The organism is Streptomyces sp. 11-1-2 (assembly GCF_003595545.1).
Taxonomy (GTDB): domain Bacteria; phylum Actinomycetota; class Actinomycetes; order Streptomycetales; family Streptomycetaceae; genus Streptomyces; species Streptomyces hygroscopicus_B.
In genome coordinates, this window is record NZ_CP022545.1 from 334,310 (window position 1) to 349,855 (window position 15,546).

Consider the following 15,546-nt stretch of genomic DNA (forward strand, 5'->3'; position numbering starts at 1 on the left):
CTTCAGCGGCTCGCCCACAGCAGTCCCCTCTCGGTCAGCGTGCGCACCTCGGGCACGTCGAAGTCGTCGGGCTTGTGCCCGATGGTCGATACGAAGACCCGGCCGGCGCCCCAGGTCCTCGTCCACACCGCGGGCATCACCACGGTCCGGTCGTGCACCTCGTCGGCCGGGAAGGTGGTGGTGGCCAGGACGTCGATGTGCGGGTCGGTGAGGACCCAGTACTGCTCGCTGTGGACCGCGAAGTCGTCGAGTCCCGCGATGATCGGGTGGTCGGGGTGCTCGGGCGACAGCCGGTAGGTGTGGTCGTGGAAGCCCGGCGGGTGCATCACGAACTTGCCACCGGTCAGCAGGTGGTAGCCGTGGTCGTGGAAGCAGTCGACGATGCCGCCGTGCCAGCCGGCCAGGCCGGTGCCGGCCCGGACCGCAGCGGCGAGGTTGTCGCGCTGCTGCGGGGTGATCGTCCCCATCGTCCAGCACTGCACGATCAGGTCGGTGGCGGCGAGCCGCTCCGTGTCCTCGTACACCGCGAGGTCCTCGGAGGTCTCGACGGTGAACCCCTGATCCTTGAGGAAGGGCACGAATCCGTCGCTGATCGTCACGGGTTGGTGCCCGTCCCAACCGCCACGGACGACGAGTGCCCGCCGGGTGTCGCTGGTCAAGGTGAAAGCACGCTCCCATCGGCGCCGCATATGCGTAGTGCGGCGGTAGGGGTTCGGGGTGAGGGCACCCGACGGCCGTGGAACAGCGGGAGTTGCTACTGCTCGGGCTGGTCGTCGGGGTGAGTGCGAGGTGAACGTACGAACGCCGAACGCGGTTTGTCAATATGTTGGACGAACCATCGGCCCCGGCACGCCGCGGCCGATGAACCCGAGGGGCAAGTCCCGGTGGAATCACGTCGGTTCTTGTCCGGCGCATTGACTAAGGCCATTCGATGGACTTTCGTGTCCCCGGCGCGAAGCCCCCGGCTCCGCTTGCCGCTGCCGCAGTGGTGCACCCGCACTCACCCCTTGCATGACCAGGGCCTCTCCCCACGCCCACCCCGTCGTTCATCCCGTATCGAGAGGTGACACATGCATCGCAGGACCCGACGGATCTCCGTCTGGTTTCTCGGCGCCGCCGTACTCGGCGCCGGCGCCCTGACCGTTCTGCCCGAGGCCGAAGGCCACGCGGACACCATCGGCGCGGACACCATCGCCGCGAACGCCGAGGTGACGGCCTCGGCCGGCGCCAAGACGCCCTTTACGACCGTCGAAACCGAGTCCGGCAAGCTGGCCGGCGGTGCCGACATCCACTCCATCAAGCCGGGCGACCCAGCGCCCACGAAGGCAACGCTGGAGACCGAGGCGTCCGGCTACGCCTATGCCAAGCTGGATGAAACCGGCGAATCGGTGTCGATGCCGAACAGGACCGGCAAGCAGGCGAACACCCTCGTGGTACGTGCCTCGATTCCGGACGCGCCGGAGGGCGGCGGCATCACCGCCTCGCTCAGCCTCTACGTCGACGGCACGTACCGTCAGGCGATCACGTTGAGCTCCAAGCAGGCGTGGAACTACCGGGGCGCGAGCACCAACCCGGACGACCCGAACGCCGGCGGGGCGGCCTACCGCTTCTACAACGAGTTCCCCGTCCGGGTGAAGGGCGATCCCATCCCGGTGGGCAGCAACGTCACGCTCCAGAAGGACTCCGGCGACAAGGCCACCTTCTACGCCGTCGACTCCGTCGACCTGGAGAACGTCGGGCCGGCGCGTACCCGGCCGGACGGCTCGCTCTCCGTCGTCGACTACGGCGCGGACCCGACGTTCGAAAAGGACTCGACGACCGCCATCCAGAAGACAGTGGACACCGCCCGGGCACAAGGCAAGCCGGTCTGGATCCCGGAGGGGACGTACCTCACGAACAGCTTCGAGGGCGCCGCGCCGCTGGACTTCACCGGCGTGACCGTGCGCGGCGCCGGCATGTGGTACTCGACGATCTACCGTAAGCCCCCGCTGCCCGCCAAGCAGCGCACACAGATCCTGGTCGGCTCCGGTACCAAGCTGAGCGACATACAGATCGACGCCAACGCCATCTGGCGGGACGTCCGCGGCCCCGGCGGCGCGGACTACGGCATCAATGCCAGCGGCGCCAAGGGCTGGCTGATCGAGCGGATCTGGACCCGGCACACCGACGCGAACTGGCTGTCCGGCACCGGCGGCACCATCCGCGACAGCCGGACCGCGGACTCGTACGGCGACGGCTTCAACATCAACAACAGCAACAAGCCCGGTCCGGACACAAAGGGCGACAACATCACGGTCCAGAACAACTTCGCCCGGGGTACCGGCGACGACTCCTTCGCCGTGTACTCCGACTCCGGCACCAACCATGACAACGCCCAGCTCAGTGGCGCCCGGGTGCTGAACAACACCGCGATCGCACCCTGGTGGGCCAACGGCCTGCGGATCGCCGGCGGCAAGGACATCCAGTTCAAGAACAACCTGGTGAAGAGCGTGTCCTCGAACAGCGCGCTGGAGATCAGCGTGTTCGGCGACTCGGGACACGCACTGGAGTCCGCCACGGTGAGCGGCAACGTCCTGATCGGTGGCGGCGGCTGGAACGGCGTCCGGCACGGGGTGCGAATCGGCTCCCCGACCCCCACGTCACAGTTCCCTGACGCATACACGAACGTCACCATGACCGACAACGTGATGCAAGGCGCCCTGCGTGCCGGTTTGTACATCGACAAGAAGAACATTAGGGCGACGCTCACGAACAACACCGTCGACGGCCCCGCCAACCAGGGCATCTGGATCGCGTCGGGTGTCACCGGCACCGGCACTTTCCGGGGCAACACGGTGAAGAACCTGCGCCCGGGCCAGGTCGCGACTCAGAACGATTCAAAGGACACGTTCACGATCACCACCTGACGTCTCCCGCCTGAGACGGTCTGGCGGTCCTCCGCATCGGGGACCGCCGGACATGGTGTCGCTTCAGGCGACGTGGCCGCCGCGGTGGCGGAGGTCGCCGCAGCGCTCCTGACCTGCCGAGGAAAAGAGAACATGACCTCAGAGAAGTCCGCGTCCGACCCCGGATTCCCGCGCCTGACACGCCTGTTTCCGCCGTCCTTGATCGCCACGCGAATGCCGCCCATAGGTCAGTGGAGTCCTGTGCCCCCTGCCACCGACCGCGGCGCGTGGGAAGCGATCGCGCCGCGTGCGCGAGCCCGTGTGCTCGAGGAAGCCAGTGCCTCGCTCGGTCGCCCCTGGCCCGACCTGCCCGCCTCACTGTTCGCCCGCTTCGCCCGCGACGGCGACCGCTGGGGCTACCAGACACCGGTGTTCGCCCGGCGGGCCCGGCTCGGCCGGGCGGTCCTCGCCGCCGCCCTGTGTCCCACCACCGACGACCGCCGAACCGCCTTCCTCGACGAGGTGATGGACGGCGTATGGGCGTTGTGCGAGGAGACGACCTGGGCCTGGCCCGCCCACGACTTCCGGGTGTGCCCGCGCCCTGCGCGCCGACCCAGACCCCGCACTGCCCGTCGAGGGCGACGAACCCTTCGACCTGCGCCGCACGTTGGATGCCCTGTTCGACACCGAGTGGCACACCACCCGGCCCGCCGACTTCCCGCTGCCCGCGCGCGCCTGGCTGCCGGACACGCAGGTTCTCGTGGCCCGCGCGACGGCAGGTGACACGCGCGGGCTGCTCGTGGCGGCCAAGGCGGGTCACAACGGCGAGAGCCACAACCACAACGACGTCGGCTCGTTCATCGTCGCCCTCGACGCCCACCCGCTGCTCATCGACGTCGGGGTCGGCACCTACCGCAAGGAGACCTTCAGCCCTGACCGCTACGGAATCTGGTCGATGACCAGCGAGTACCACAACGTGCCCGTCGTCAACGGTGTCGGCCAGCGGCCCGGCCCGGACTTCCGGGCGTCCCAAGTGGCCGCCATCCACAATACGGACACCGATGAATTGACGTGTGATCTGGGCTCCGCCTACCCGCCGCAGGCACAACTCACATCATGGCTGCGGACCGTCCGGCTCGTGCGCGGCGCGGACGAGCGCGTCGAGATCGACGAAACCTGGCACTGCGCGACCACGCCCCGATCCCTGGCCCTGCATCTGCTGGTCAGCGGCGATCTGTCGGTGCGGCCCGAGGGCTGGGCCACCGTCAGCCCCCCGACAGGACGCGGCTTGGCCCTGAACTGGGATACCGCTGCATTCACCGCCGAGGCGGAGACCATATCCCTCACTGACCTCGCCTTCACTCGCGTATGGGGTCCTGCGGTCCACCGACTGATCCTCACCGCACGCCGCCCCGAACGCACGGGACGGCACATGCTCGTGGCGCGCCCGCTGCCCAACAACAACTGAGAGCGCGATTCGGCTTCGGCCAGGATCTCGCGGCCGGGACCACCCGCACCTCCAACCGGATGCGCGGCCCGCTCACCCAGTTCCACCCTCGCCGCAACACGTGCTCGGGCCGCGTCCGGACCACCAGGCCGTGACCTGGCCGCTGGAACGCCCCACCGCCGCCCACCTGGCCTTCCTCAGTCTCGCCCCAGCCCTGGCCTGCTACAAGCCCCTGGCCCAACTCAACATGTAGGACAACCTCTTAGGGCTCGCGCGAATAGGCGCGTGAGGAGCGACGCCGGTAGTAGTACAGGCGCAGGTCCTGACGATCATGGAGTTGTGACGCTCTCTGATCACCGGAGGACCTGTGCCTGTACTGCCCTCGTGGCTGACCGACCCACTGGGACCAACTCTCGGCATGACCACACGCCGACCCGCGCGAACGCTTACGGCACGGCCTCGGGCCTGCTCCCGCTCGCGGCCTCTCGCAGACGATCCACTTCGGCCGTGAGCTCTTCCACACGGCGCTGCAGCGCCTGAATGCACACCAGGGCGACGCCGAGGCCGTCGACGACGGGAATCCTGGTGTCGTCCTGGTTGAAGCCGAAGGCAGCGTGCCAGTCCTGGGCCATCGGTCCGAGGTGACGCACGCTCTCGGGCTCCCAGTGGTAGCGCCAGGTGCTGACGGGCAGCGCGGCCACGGTCCGCAGGACCGCATAGCCGTTGACCGCGCCGACCGGGGCCACACCGCCACTCTCCCGCGACGCCTCGGCCGAAAGCCGAGCCGGGGCGCCTCGGTCAGCCGCCCAGGACCGCCGACGGAAGAACCGCACCCCTACCGGCTCCAGTCGACCGGGACCACGTCCCGCTTGAGCGTACGGTCACTGAAAAGCAGACTTCCGAGGGGCACGAAGTCGTCTCCGACGGTGATCGCTCCGTGCGCGGAGGCCGGGGTGTGGACGCCGTCCCCGAGCAGCACGGCCTCGTAGCCGGCCAGCAGTTCCTGGACCGTGCCGGGGCCGAGGTTCTCTGATGCGGCGATCGCGGCGATACCGCTGTAATTCGTGTAGGCCGTCCCCAGCAGTCGACCGCCGGCGGCGTAGAAATGGACCTGCACGCCGCGGACGGGCTGTCCGGTAACGGCGTCGACAACGGTCGCGCTGATGTTCTCCAACTGCATCTGCGTGACGTTCAAAGAGCCCTGGCTGGCGGCCATATTGACCGGAGCCAAAGCGGAGCAGTCCGCACCACCGCTGCACGACGCCGCCGGGAGGCTGGTCGCAGACGCGATGGCGCCGCTCCCCACGCCCATCGACGCCAACGCCGCAGCCATCACCACGACAGCCTTACTACCTAAAGAGGTCATGTCCCCTCCATATGTGAACTGCCAGAACACGATCCGCACCACCGGCCCATGGACGGCCGGGGCGGTCGGGGCGCAGGCAGCGCCCGACGGATGCCGCCCCCTTTGGGACGACGCGACAGAGCGTATGCGCGCCACATGCGGTCCCACCGAGTGACAACCACAAGTTCGCACCATCTGATGAACCGCCAGCAGCACGGTGACGAACGAGACGGGCGGGCACAAACCGCCGACGGCGGGACCTCGAGATGGCCACGCCCAGCCTTCTGCTCAGCGGCCTTCACGGTGCTGTCGATAGCCCCGGAGGGAAGCTCATAGGTCTGTTCGTCGAACTGGAACTGCATCAGGGCCGTGGAGCCATCAGCCGAGACGACCATCCCCGGCACCGGTCGGCCGTCGGCCTGCAAGGGTGTCGGAGTCTTGCCACCAGTCGGCTGCCCGACCGTTGGGCAACCGCCGCCTGCGAGGCCGTGCCTGGATGGCCGCCGTCGGCGATGGTCATGGCCGTGCCGACCGCGGCCGATAGGGTGTTCAGCATGATTGACGATACGCAACGGGTGGCCGCGGCCTGGGGGCGTATCGAGACCTGGCTGCGTGAGCACGCTGCTGCTTCGGCCGATTTGCTGCGCCCTCCGGCTGGTGAAGCCGACATCACGGCGGCGGAGGTGGCCGTAGGAGTGGAGCTCCCGACGACGCTCGCGGCCTGGTATCGGGGCCGCCCTCGATACCGCGAGCCTCCAGGGCCGCACAGCCAAGCCCTTCATGCGGCGAGGCCCACCACATGAAGGGAATACAGCCCGACCTCAGCGGCGCAGCGGGCCGACCACGTCCTCGACGACCCGCAGCGCCTCCCCGCTTCGCACGAGCTCGGCGATGTGCTCTATATCGCCGTGGAAGACCCGGTCCTCGTTGACGGTCGGTACGGTCTCCCGGATCCTGGCCCGCAGCGCCTGCGTTGCCGGCGAGGGCAGGAGCGGCGCGAGCAGGTCGAGCGCCTGCACGGCGCACATCACCTCGATCGCTACGACGTAGCCGAGCTTGCGCGCCGCCCGGTAGGCTTTCAGCGCCGCCAGATAGGCGTTGCTGATCGTGTCCTCCTGGTTGGCCGAGGTGGTAACGGTGTCCGCGGTTGCCGGCACCGCCATGCCGCGCAGCTCCATGGTCAGCGCGGCGGCCGTGTACTGCGCGATCATGTAGCCACTGTTGAGTCCTGGTCGGCGAACCAGGAAAGCGGGCAGCTCGCTGAAGTTGTTGTTGACCATGCGGTCGGTGCGGCGCTCGGACATCTTGGCCAGCACGGTCATCGCGTTCACCATGGTGTCGGCCTGGATGCCGACGTACGTGCTGTCGAAGTTTCCCCCGCTCAGCGCCATCCCGTCCTCGCCCTCGCCCTCGGGGTGGATGACCGGGTTGTCGCCCACCGAGTGCAGCTCCTCGACGATGACCTCCCGGGCCTGCGCGAGCGCCCGCTTCGCACCGCCGTGCACCTGCGGGATCCCGCGCAGGCTGTAGCTGTCCTGGAGCCGATGGTCGATGAACTTGGCGCTGATCTCGCTGGACTCGGTCAGCCGTCGCAGGTTCTCGGCGACCGCGGCCTGCTCGGGGTGCCGCTTGCGCTCCTGGATCCGGGCGTCGTAGGCGCGGACGGTGCCCTTGAGTGCCTGCACCGTCAGGCTCGCGGCGACGTCGGCGGTGCTCGCCGCGAGGCAGGCGTCATAGGTGGCGAGGACGGCGATCGCGGTGACCGAGTGCGTCCCGTTGGTGAGCGACAGACCTTCCTTGCAGCCGAGCCGTGTCGGCTGCTCCCCGATCCGGGTCAACGCCTCGGCCCCGGGCAGCAGTTCGTCGCCGTACCAGGCCCGGCCCTCTCCCAGCAGCACAAGAGCCATGTGCGCCTCTGGGGCCAGGTAGCCGACGGAACCCTCGCCGGGTACGTGCGGCGTGACCCGGGCGTTGAGCATCCGTCGAAGCAGGCCCAGGGTCTCGAACCGGATGCCGGAATAACCTTCGCCGAGGCCGACCAGCTCCATCAGCGCGATGGCACGGACGATCTCGGTGGGCAGCGGTTCACCGACCGACACGGCGTGGGAGCGCACAATATTGCGCTGCAGCTGCTCGGCATCCGCCGGGTCGATCACCTTCGTGACGTTGTCGCCGAATCCGGTGGTAACCCCGTACACCAAGCGGTTCTCAGCCAGGAAGCGCTCCACCATCGCGCGTGACTTGCGCACCCGGTCGACATAAGTCGCATCGAAATCGACCTGGGCCCCGTACCGAGCGACCGCGACGAACTGCTCGATGGTGATCGGCTCCTCACCCAAGGTGACAGCCGTGATCTCATGGGCAGGCATGGGGACCCTCTCAGGTAGGTCAGCAGTCGGCGATGGGGTAGATGAACGGTGGCCCGCGCGGCCAGCGCCGGTCCCACCTCGGCGAGCGCGGTAAGGCTTGCCAGTCCCGATGGCACTGCGGGAGCGGACGGCGGCTGGCGGCGTGCCGACCAGGGCGCGACCGTCCGCAGCGGGCTGCGTCAGCACGACGGCCATAGACATCCCCTCGCGCTTGACATGGTTCCATTCACTCGCCAGGTGAATGAATCATTTTATTTAAGGCTTGGCAAGGGCGGTGGACCGATGACGGGCACGCACGACTGGGACGTCTCGACGCCCGCGCCGACGCTGCACGACCTGCCCCTCCACGAAACGCCGCTCAGAACCAGGTCTGGAGTCTCCGTGCTCGCCGAGGAAGATCGCGAGGCGATCGTCCGGCGCGTCGGTCCGGCTCTGCAGGCGGTGCTCATACCTCCGCAGTTGCCGACGCGGTGAAACGTACGCGTCCACGCGCTACGACAGACACGGCTACGGCTACCTCGGCACCGTCACCGTCGTAGCTCTCGTCATCTGGCTCCGCACATGATCGACCGGACAGGCTCTAGTCGTTTACGGCTCAGGGACGGTGCACCACAGTTGCCTGCTGGCGTCGCAGTGCTCGAACTCGGGGAACTTGACCCAGTACTCGTCCGCGTCCAACAGGTGGTACTTGCCCCCAGCGGCGAAGGCGCCAGAGAAGCCGGCCATCGAAGTGGTGTTGATCCAGCTCGAGATGCCGCTCCATCGCCGCCCTGGCCCGCGAGCACGGCGTCAGCCGCGGCGCCGTCCGCACTGCCGTCTCCGACCTCATGCCCGAGCGCACCGCCACCGGCCCCGGAGCTGCCGGTCGCCCTCGACATGCCCGGCGAGGTCGCCGACTTCCTCCGCGCCGCCGAGCTGGAGCCGTCGAGCGGGCCGCGCTCGACCACGGCTTGACGGTACGGCGCGGTCAGGGCCACACCCTGCGCGTCAGCGCCACCCCGTCCGTGCACCGCGGGAGCCTCTTCCAACCTCACATTGAGGATGCGTGATGGGGAGGACCGCACTACTTCGTTGCATGCGCTCGCCCGACCACGCCGTGACGTCAGCCCGGCACCCGGTGATCAGTTGCGGTCTTCGGTGCTGCTATCGGTGATCACTCGGAACAGCTCGCGAGCCCGCTCGCAGAATTGCTCGACCTCCGTGATGTCCGGCTCGTCGCCGTCCGCCAGCATCCGGGCCTGGAGCTGCTCGGAGCGCAGCCCGCCGTAGCGGGCCCGTACCTCCGCGGTCACCGGCTGGACCGCGATGTGCAGGTGCTTGCGCGCGTCGCGGCCGTGCGACCACATGCAGACGTACGTCTGCTCGGGCCGGCACAACGTCTCCACGACACGAGCGGTATCGCGCAGCAAGGGCCCTAGCTCCGCCGCTGCCGTGTCATCGAGTTCCGCGATGGCAACGACGTGCTCTCGCGGACCGACGATCAGGGTGCCGAGACTCATCGGACCGACGACGTGGTTCACCACCCAAGCAGCGGTTTCACGCAGGACGCCTCCAGGCAGCTCCCGGCGCCCGGTCAAAAGGTCACACCCAAGACACCCCGTCACATCCACGCGCACCAGCCTATACAGAGCCCGCAGCGATGAGGCCGACGGCCAACCTGGTGGACCAGTCTGCCGGTTGGACGCCTTGGCGTCGGCTGCCCGTCGGCCGCCAGGCGCTGCCGGCGCCGGCACACCTGCGTTTGGGGCATACCTACGCGCAGCTCACGGCCGGATTCGAGGTGGGCGTGAGCTCGGTGTACTCCCGCTACATCACGGAAGCCGTAGCACTGCCCGCGGCGCCGGCGCCCGACCTCGCCACGGCCATTACGAACGCCTCGGCCAAGGCATTCGTAACCCTGGACGGGACACTGCTGCCTCGGCGAGCAGGCCATGGCGACCCTGAAGACCTGGCGCCTGCTGCGGAACTCCGCTGCAGCGCCATCCGAATCACCAGCCTCGTCCAAGCCGTCCTCACCCGCGGAAGATCCGCCACGACTTCACTCGTGCGACGCCGCGCTCGACCGATGCCGGCGCCGTGGACAACGCGCGGTTGACGGATCGATAGGGGCCCTCTCTCCGGGCCCTACAGGGAGGGTCACCTTGAGCTCGGGGCGGGACGTAATCACGACCAACTCCCTCCCATCTGATAGCCCCTTCCTTCCATCGCAGGTCAGCGGTCTGCCCAGGGGGAACGGCGTCCGGCACGCGGTGGAACCTAGTGGACCGGTCGGCTAGTTTCGGTGGTGTGGCGCGGATGGACGACCGCTTCTGAACCAGTTCCTCAGAGAGGTGCCCATGACCGCGTACAGCCAGGGAGTCCTGCCGTCAGGCGGGGTTTCCATGCCCAAACGCAGTTTTATCCCTCCGGCCGTCCTCGCCGTCGGAGCCATGTTTCCTTCAAAACCCGGAGTAAAGCGATGAACGACAACAGGCATCAGGATGGCATTTACCCATTCCCGGCCGGTATGCAGACGCGTGAGATCGAAACCAACGGCGCCAAGATCCACGTACGCGTCGGCGGGCATGGTCCAGCGGTCGTCATGCTGCACGGCTTCGGCACAACGGGCGACATGTGGGGTCATTTGGCGAGCGCACTCATCGAAGACCACATGGTTGTCGCGCCCGACCTGCGTGGGTTGGGCCTCTCGTCGAAGCCTGATGGCGGCTACGACAAGAAGAATCAGGCGGCGGACGTGTGGGGCGTCCTGGATGCCCTGGGTGTGCGTACGATCGAATTGGTGACGCACGACATCGGCATCATGGTCGGCTTCGCAGCGGTCGCCACCCACCCCGAGCGCGTGAGCCGCTGGGTGGCGATCGATGCGCCGCTGCCCGGCATCGGACCTTGGGATCAGATCACACAGGATCCGACCATGTGGCACTTCGGCTTCGGTGGTCACGACATGGAGCGCCTGGTCGCCGGCCGCGAGCGCATTTACCTCGACCGCTTCTGGAACGAACTTTCCGTGGACCCGAAGCGGTTTGATGAAGCAAAGCGCCAGCATTATGCGGAGCTCTATGCGCAACCCGGCGCAATGCGAGCGAGCTTTGCCCAGTTCCTGGCGTTCAGCCAGGATGCGGCCGACAACAGGACGTTCCTCGCGCAGGGCAAGCTTCAGATGCCGGTCCTGGCCTTCGGTGGCGAAGCTACATTCGGCCCTGGGATCGGCGAGGTGCTGCGGTGTGTCGCCGATGACGTCGAAGATGCGATCATCCCGGATTGCGGGCACTGGATCACGGAAGAGCAGCCGCAGGCGACGACAGACCTGGTCATCGACTTCCTGCGCCGGGCGCGTTGAAGGGCGGTCCCTGCCCTTGAGGCCGATGCCCGGTCAGGTGTGAGCTGTGGCGGCGTCGCCGTTTGAAGCGGAACGTCGTTGGTGCTCACCGCCGTCGCCCCCGCCGCGGGAACCGGCACTGTCGGCGTCACCACGACCACCGCCGCCGGCACCAGCCCCGTCGACACCGGCAAGGACTCCTTCACGTACGGCACCAACTTCGCGTTGCCCGCGACCGCGTCCGCAAGCAACACCTTCCAGAACCTGCCGGATCAGGCGCCCTCGAAGGCCATTGACGTGAACGAGCAGCCCCGGTGGGCCACCGACTCAGGCGTCACAGCGGCAACACTGCACTTGACCTGGCCGGACCCGGTGTCGATCAGCCGGACCATGGTGTGCGGCGAGAGCGTCACGTTTCGCTGAAGGTGCGTCGGTAGACGCCGGGTGTGGTGCCGAGGTGCGCCCTGAAGCGGCGGCGCAGGTTGACCGCCGAGGCGAGGCCGACCCGGGTGGCAATGGCCTCGACCGGCAGGTCGGTCTGCTCCAGCAGTACCAGGAGCTGTGGACGAGGCCGAGGGTGGATTCGAGCGAAGACGCGCTGACCAGCAGGAACGCGGGCAGGCGGTCGTATTCGGGGTGGCGAGGTCGGTGGGGGCCTGCTCGATCGCCTCTGGGTGGGCCTCTCGCTTGGCGTGCTCGGCCGGTGCCCGGTCTGGCGTGCGGTCAGGACTGGTCCAAGGCCCGTTCGATCGCGCGGCGGGCCCGGCCCGCGGCCGCCCGGTCGTGCTGGAGCTGCATGGCCGCGTTCAGCGCCAGTCCGGCGGCGACAATCTCGAACAGCGCCTGGTCGATGTCGAACCCGGCGGGTAGCTCGCCCATCTCCACCGCCGCGGTCAGGTCCGCCCGCAGCTGTTCCCGCCAGCGCGACCACACCTCGGCCACCGCGTCGCGGACCCGGCCGGGGCGGCCGTCGTACTCGGTGAGCGCCGCGGTCATCAGGCAGCCGCCGGGCAGCAGTGGCACTTCCAGGTAGCCCACGGAGTTGTCGCACACCGCGCGCAGCCGCCGCAGCCCCGGCGGCTCGGCCAGTGCGGGCTCGACCACCCGGTACCAGAAGTCCACGAACGCCTTGTCCAGCGTGGAGATCTGCAGCGTCTCCTTGGTGCCGAAGTGCTTGTGCACCCCGGACTTACTCATCTCCAGCTCCTCGGCGAGCCGGCCGATGGTGATGCCGTCCAGCCCTTCCTCGGAGGCGATCTCGGCGGCACGGCCGAGGATCCGGCCCCTGGTGGCCTGCGCTTCGGCCGCTGAGCGTCGTGGTGACATGTGACCAGGATAGCGTACACGCGTTCGCTATTGATTTAGCGAACGACCGTCCGCTAACTTTCGTGGCAACCACCGGGACGAAGGAGTGCGAGATGCGAGTGCGACGACTGGGCTGGGCCGGACTGGAGATCGAGGCAGACGGCAAGCGACTGGTGATCGACTACGTGCGGGACCTCTCACCCCTGTTCACGGGGTGGAAGCCCGGTGAGGGGCTGGCGGTGCCGAGCGGGAAGGTCACCGCCGCACTGGTCACCCACCTGCACCGGGACCACACCGACGCGTCCGCGCTCGCGGACGCGCTGACGCCGGGGGCGCCGGTGCTGCGACCGGCGCCCGGTCATGGCGACGACGTGGACAACGTGACGACGCTGCCGGCCGAGCGAGAGCTGGCCCTGCACCGGCTGGCCTCCGAGGCCGTGGACGCATGGTCCACCCACGAAGTCGGGCCGTTCCGCGTCCCCGCGGTCCCCTCCGTCGACGGGCTGGGCGACCCGCAGCTGAACTGGGTGGTGCAGACCGACGGGCAGCGGGTCTTCCACGGCGGCGACACGATGTTCCACGGCTACTGGTGGCTCATCGCGCGCCGGTTCAGCCCGTTCGACGCGGTGTTCCTGCCCGCCAACGGCGCGGTGGTCGACGCACCGCACCTGCAGCCGCCGAGCCCGCTGCCCGCCGCGATGGACCCGAGGCAGGCCGCCGCGGCCGCGGAGATCCTCGACGCCCGGTACGCAGTACCGATCCACTACGAGGCGGAGCAGCCGGACAAGATCGCGGGCTACGTCGAGGTCTCCGACCCGGAAAATGAGTTCCGCACGCACGCCGGACGGCGCGCACACGTGCTGGCCGTCGGGGAATGGCTGGACCTGGCCACATGACCGGAAACTCCGCCATGCCAACGGGCTCAGGCAGCAACAGAACATAGGTCCGCTGCGCACGAAGGAGACCACGACTTCCGGTGGTCACGCCGGGCGCTGAGCACGACGGCACCCGGCTCGCTGAGGTTGCCGGCCTCGGCCAGGAAGAGCTGCGAAGTTCCTCCCCCGGTCCAAACGGCTGGAAGACTTCGACTTCGACCGCAACCCCAACGCGCCGCCCGAGACAGTCGGTGACCTCAAAAGCTCCCGACCCTGTACGCCGCCGTCCAGGACCTCCCCGGCGCGAGCTACGGCTGCCGGGCGGGGACGCGCACCGCCTCGAGCGGCAGCCCGGCTCTGGCTCTTGTGGAACCGACGCCGGCAGACGTCTGCGGAATCGTCTGATTCTGGAGTGGCATGACGTTGCCGCCCCGCAGCCATTCGCGGAAGGGCACTACTGTAGGAAATCCAGCAGTTGATCGAACATGGCCACAAACTCCTTGAGACTCAAGGATCGTCCCGTCCTGTGGCGTAAAATTCACTGGAGGCCGCGACCCCGGTCACCGATATCAGCCCGCCTGAATGCGGGCGTCGCAGGCCCAATGGGCATCTTTGGCCCTTCCTTCCACCCTACGATCGTTCCCGGCTTCGGCAACTCGCGTTCATAGCGGCGAGGGGGCACTGACGCAGGGCGATTGCGAAGTCTTGGTGATCTTGTAGGTGTGCAGGTCAAGGACGTGCGGCGGGCGGGTCAGCTCAGATGAGGTGTTTCGCGAGCTGGGCCATCTCGGTGGGCGGGTCGATCACCGGCTGGACGAGGAGTTCGTCGACACCGGCCTGTTCCAGGGTGGTGATGCGGGCGAGGAGGTCGTCGCGGGTGCCGACCAGGGCCAGGGTGTTCATCAGCGAGGGCAGGACCAGGTCGCGGTCCTGCGGTGCGATGCGTCCGAGGTAGTTGGGGTAGAGCTTGGTGTGCCGGTCCGGCGCGGTGGAGGTGGTGCCGCGCCGGTCGAGGAGCCGCCGCACCGCCTCGCGTTCCTCGGGGCCGAGTTGCTCGGCGAAGGCGCGTGTGTCGGCGGTGAAGGCCAGCAGCGACAGGACGAGGTGGCCCGTCGCATCCCGGGCCGCGTCGCCGTGGGGGTCCTCGCCTTCGTCGAGTAGGTGGAGCGAGGTGACCACGTAGGAGTCCGCCCGGGAGTCCGTGTGGGAGTCGGGGTCATGGGGTGCGCCCTGGGCGGCGTGGCGGCGGGTGTCGTGCGGCGCGTGCCAGGCGGTGGGGTCCAGCAGGCCGAAGGAGATGAGGCCGGTGCCGCGGCGGCCGGCGACGGCGGCGGCCTTCGGTCCGAGCAGCGCGGCCACGACGAACTCGATCGGGTCGGCGGTGTTCACGTGCGCCCCGGTGTGCAGGAACCGGATGTCGCGGACCCGGTCACCTTCGCGGTACTCGGTCGAACGTCCGGCGCACAGGTCCTGCAGTGCGGCGGTGAAGTTCTCCATCCTGGCCGCCGTGGTCGGCCGCATGCCCAGGGTGCGCCGGGCGGTGTTTCCGGTGCCGACTCCGCAGATGATCCGGCCCGGTGCCAGGGCGTTGAGGCTGGCGAGCCCGCTCGCGGCGGCCGGTGCCGAGCGCAGCGCCGGTGAGGTCACGCCGATGCCGAGCCTGATGCGGCTGGTGGCCTTCGCACACAGGCTCAAGGCGACGAAGGGGTCACCGTGGACCATCGGTCGTTGACCCAGAAGCTGTGCAAGCCCAACTCCTCGGCCCGCACGGCGAGGTCCTCCACACCGGGCTGCGCGGCGACAACGACGCCTGCACGCATCAGAACCTCCAAAGTGTGAGGATCGAATCGAACCTGCTCAGCATGGCAGGTCCCGGCGCAGGGCCGTTGCGGAGTCGCGTGATCTCCTACCGTCGCGGGCCGGATGGCCGTGCTGCCACGCCGTGTCTCGTCAAGACCCTGCCGCCGCACCGGGTGGCGGGCATGTCGCTGACGGAGCGGT

At 68.5% G+C, this 15,546-nt stretch carries 13 protein-coding genes and 5 pseudogenes; 8 read left to right on the forward strand and 10 right to left on the reverse strand.

The features are described 5' to 3' along the window. Positions 1-2 precede the first annotated feature (2 nt). The gene (locus CGL27_RS01605) at positions 3-659 is read right to left on the reverse strand and encodes a ThuA domain-containing protein (protein ID WP_237298341.1); all 657 of its coding nucleotides are present in this window, start codon (positions 657-659) and stop codon (positions 3-5) included. A gap of 411 nt (positions 660-1,070) precedes the next feature. Between CGL27_RS01605 and CGL27_RS01610 the strand changes: the two genes are divergently transcribed. From CGL27_RS01610 to CGL27_RS01620, 3 genes and pseudogenes are all read left to right on the forward strand, one after another. Further along, the gene (locus CGL27_RS01610) at positions 1,071-2,906 is read left to right on the forward strand and encodes a glycosyl hydrolase family 28-related protein (RefSeq protein ID WP_240450311.1); all 1,836 of its coding nucleotides are present in this window, start codon (positions 1,071-1,073) and stop codon (positions 2,904-2,906) included. 646 nt (positions 2,907-3,552) lie between these two features. Further along, positions 3,553-4,353: a heparinase II/III family protein gene (locus CGL27_RS51405; RefSeq protein WP_240450312.1), complete on the forward strand. Its 801-nt coding sequence runs from the start codon at positions 3,553-3,555 to the stop codon at positions 4,351-4,353. A gap of 11 nt (positions 4,354-4,364) precedes the next feature. Further along, a pseudogene (locus CGL27_RS01620) lies at positions 4,365-4,504 on the forward strand (IS110 family transposase); the annotation flags it as partial. Between the two features lie 274 nt (positions 4,505-4,778). Here the strand turns inward: CGL27_RS01620 and CGL27_RS01625 are convergent. The 3 genes from CGL27_RS01625 to CGL27_RS01640 form a co-directional block, all read right to left on the reverse strand. After that, positions 4,779-5,078 carry a tail fiber domain-containing protein gene (locus tag CGL27_RS01625; RefSeq protein ID WP_240450313.1) on the reverse strand — a complete coding sequence of 100 codons (300 nt, stop codon included), beginning with the start codon at positions 5,076-5,078 and terminating at the stop codon, positions 4,779-4,781. Positions 5,079-5,167: 89 nt separating this feature from the next. Continuing rightward, positions 5,168-5,698: a hypothetical protein gene (locus CGL27_RS01630; RefSeq protein WP_119983918.1), complete on the reverse strand. Its 531-nt coding sequence runs from the start codon at positions 5,696-5,698 to the stop codon at positions 5,168-5,170. An 800-nt stretch (positions 5,699-6,498) separates the two neighbouring features. Then, a complete protein-coding gene (locus tag CGL27_RS01640; RefSeq protein ID WP_119983920.1) occupies positions 6,499-8,046 on the reverse strand; it encodes a histidine ammonia-lyase in 1,548 nt (515 codons plus the stop codon). 282 nt (positions 8,047-8,328) lie between these two features. On the opposite strand from CGL27_RS01640, the gene CGL27_RS01645 reads away from it, so the two are divergent. After that, the gene (locus CGL27_RS01645; RefSeq protein ID WP_119983922.1) at positions 8,329-8,520 is read left to right on the forward strand and encodes a hypothetical protein; all 192 of its coding nucleotides are present in this window, start codon (positions 8,329-8,331) and stop codon (positions 8,518-8,520) included. Positions 8,521-8,634: 114 nt separating this feature from the next. Here CGL27_RS01645 and CGL27_RS49755 read toward each other — a convergent pair whose 3' ends face one another. After that, the gene (locus CGL27_RS49755; RefSeq protein ID WP_162952840.1) at positions 8,635-8,772 is read right to left on the reverse strand and encodes a hypothetical protein; all 138 of its coding nucleotides are present in this window, start codon (positions 8,770-8,772) and stop codon (positions 8,635-8,637) included. A 395-nt stretch (positions 8,773-9,167) separates the two neighbouring features. Continuing rightward, positions 9,168-9,545 (reverse strand): hypothetical protein, encoded by a 378-nt coding sequence (locus CGL27_RS01655; RefSeq protein ID WP_237298352.1) that lies wholly within the window; start codon positions 9,543-9,545, stop codon positions 9,168-9,170. Between the two features lie 182 nt (positions 9,546-9,727). Here CGL27_RS01655 and CGL27_RS51410 point away from each other — a divergent pair. After that, positions 9,728-9,964: pseudogene (locus tag CGL27_RS51410) on the forward strand (IS5/IS1182 family transposase); the annotation flags it as partial. Positions 9,965-10,064: 100 nt separating this feature from the next. Here CGL27_RS51410 and CGL27_RS01660 read toward each other — a convergent pair. Then, positions 10,065-10,148 (reverse strand): annotated as a pseudogene (locus tag CGL27_RS01660) (IS5/IS1182 family transposase); the annotation flags it as partial. A 356-nt stretch (positions 10,149-10,504) separates the two neighbouring features. Here CGL27_RS01660 and CGL27_RS01665 point away from each other — a divergent pair. Together CGL27_RS01665 and CGL27_RS01670 are read left to right on the forward strand one after the other, a co-directional pair. Continuing rightward, the gene (locus tag CGL27_RS01665) at positions 10,505-11,386 is read left to right on the forward strand and encodes an alpha/beta hydrolase (protein WP_119983926.1); all 882 of its coding nucleotides are present in this window, start codon (positions 10,505-10,507) and stop codon (positions 11,384-11,386) included. An 81-nt stretch (positions 11,387-11,467) separates the two neighbouring features. Next, a complete protein-coding gene (locus tag CGL27_RS01670; RefSeq protein WP_119983928.1) occupies positions 11,468-11,788 on the forward strand; it encodes a hypothetical protein in 321 nt (106 codons plus the stop codon). On the opposite strand, the pseudogene CGL27_RS51415 reads toward CGL27_RS01670, so the two are convergent. After that, a pseudogene (locus CGL27_RS51415) lies at positions 11,775-11,915 on the reverse strand (helix-turn-helix domain-containing protein); the annotation flags it as partial. The gene CGL27_RS01670 and the pseudogene CGL27_RS51415 overlap by 14 nt on opposite strands. A 173-nt stretch (positions 11,916-12,088) precedes the next feature. After that, positions 12,089-12,691: a TetR/AcrR family transcriptional regulator gene (locus CGL27_RS01680; RefSeq protein ID WP_119983930.1), complete on the reverse strand. Its 603-nt coding sequence runs from the start codon at positions 12,689-12,691 to the stop codon at positions 12,089-12,091. Positions 12,692-12,783: 92 nt separating this feature from the next. Here CGL27_RS01680 and CGL27_RS01685 point away from each other — a divergent pair, with 92 nt between their 5' ends. After that, positions 12,784-13,566, forward strand: coding sequence for an MBL fold metallo-hydrolase (locus CGL27_RS01685; RefSeq protein WP_119983932.1), 783 nt, complete (start codon positions 12,784-12,786; stop codon positions 13,564-13,566). Between the two features lie 735 nt (positions 13,567-14,301). Here CGL27_RS01685 and CGL27_RS01690 read toward each other — a convergent pair. After that, positions 14,302-15,365: pseudogene (locus tag CGL27_RS01690) on the reverse strand (LLM class flavin-dependent oxidoreductase). Positions 15,366-15,546 lie beyond the last annotated feature (181 nt).

Bases quoted from the DNA above. Each gene is read 5' to 3' on its own strand.
- CGL27_RS01610 (WP_240450311.1), top strand. From the start codon at position 1,071: ATGCATCGCAGGACCCGACGGATCTCCGTCTGGTTTCTCGGCGCCGCC.
- CGL27_RS01630 (WP_119983918.1), bottom strand. From the start codon at position 5,698: ATGACCTCTTTAGGTAGTAAGGCTGTCGTGGTGATGGCTGCGGCGTTG.
- CGL27_RS01640 (WP_119983920.1), bottom strand. From the start codon at position 8,046: ATGCCTGCCCATGAGATCACGGCTGTCACCTTGGGTGAGGAGCCGATC.
- CGL27_RS01645 (WP_119983922.1), top strand. From the start codon at position 8,329: ATGACGGGCACGCACGACTGGGACGTCTCGACGCCCGCGCCGACGCTG.
- CGL27_RS49755 (WP_162952840.1), bottom strand. From the start codon at position 8,772: ATGGCCGGCTTCTCTGGCGCCTTCGCCGCTGGGGGCAAGTACCACCTG.
- CGL27_RS01655 (WP_237298352.1), bottom strand. From the start codon at position 9,545: ATGAGTCTCGGCACCCTGATCGTCGGTCCGCGAGAGCACGTCGTTGCC.
- CGL27_RS01665 (WP_119983926.1), top strand. From the start codon at position 10,505: ATGAACGACAACAGGCATCAGGATGGCATTTACCCATTCCCGGCCGGT.
- CGL27_RS01680 (WP_119983930.1), bottom strand. From the start codon at position 12,691: ATGTCACCACGACGCTCAGCGGCCGAAGCGCAGGCCACCAGGGGCCGG.
- CGL27_RS01685 (WP_119983932.1), top strand. From the start codon at position 12,784: ATGCGAGTGCGACGACTGGGCTGGGCCGGACTGGAGATCGAGGCAGAC.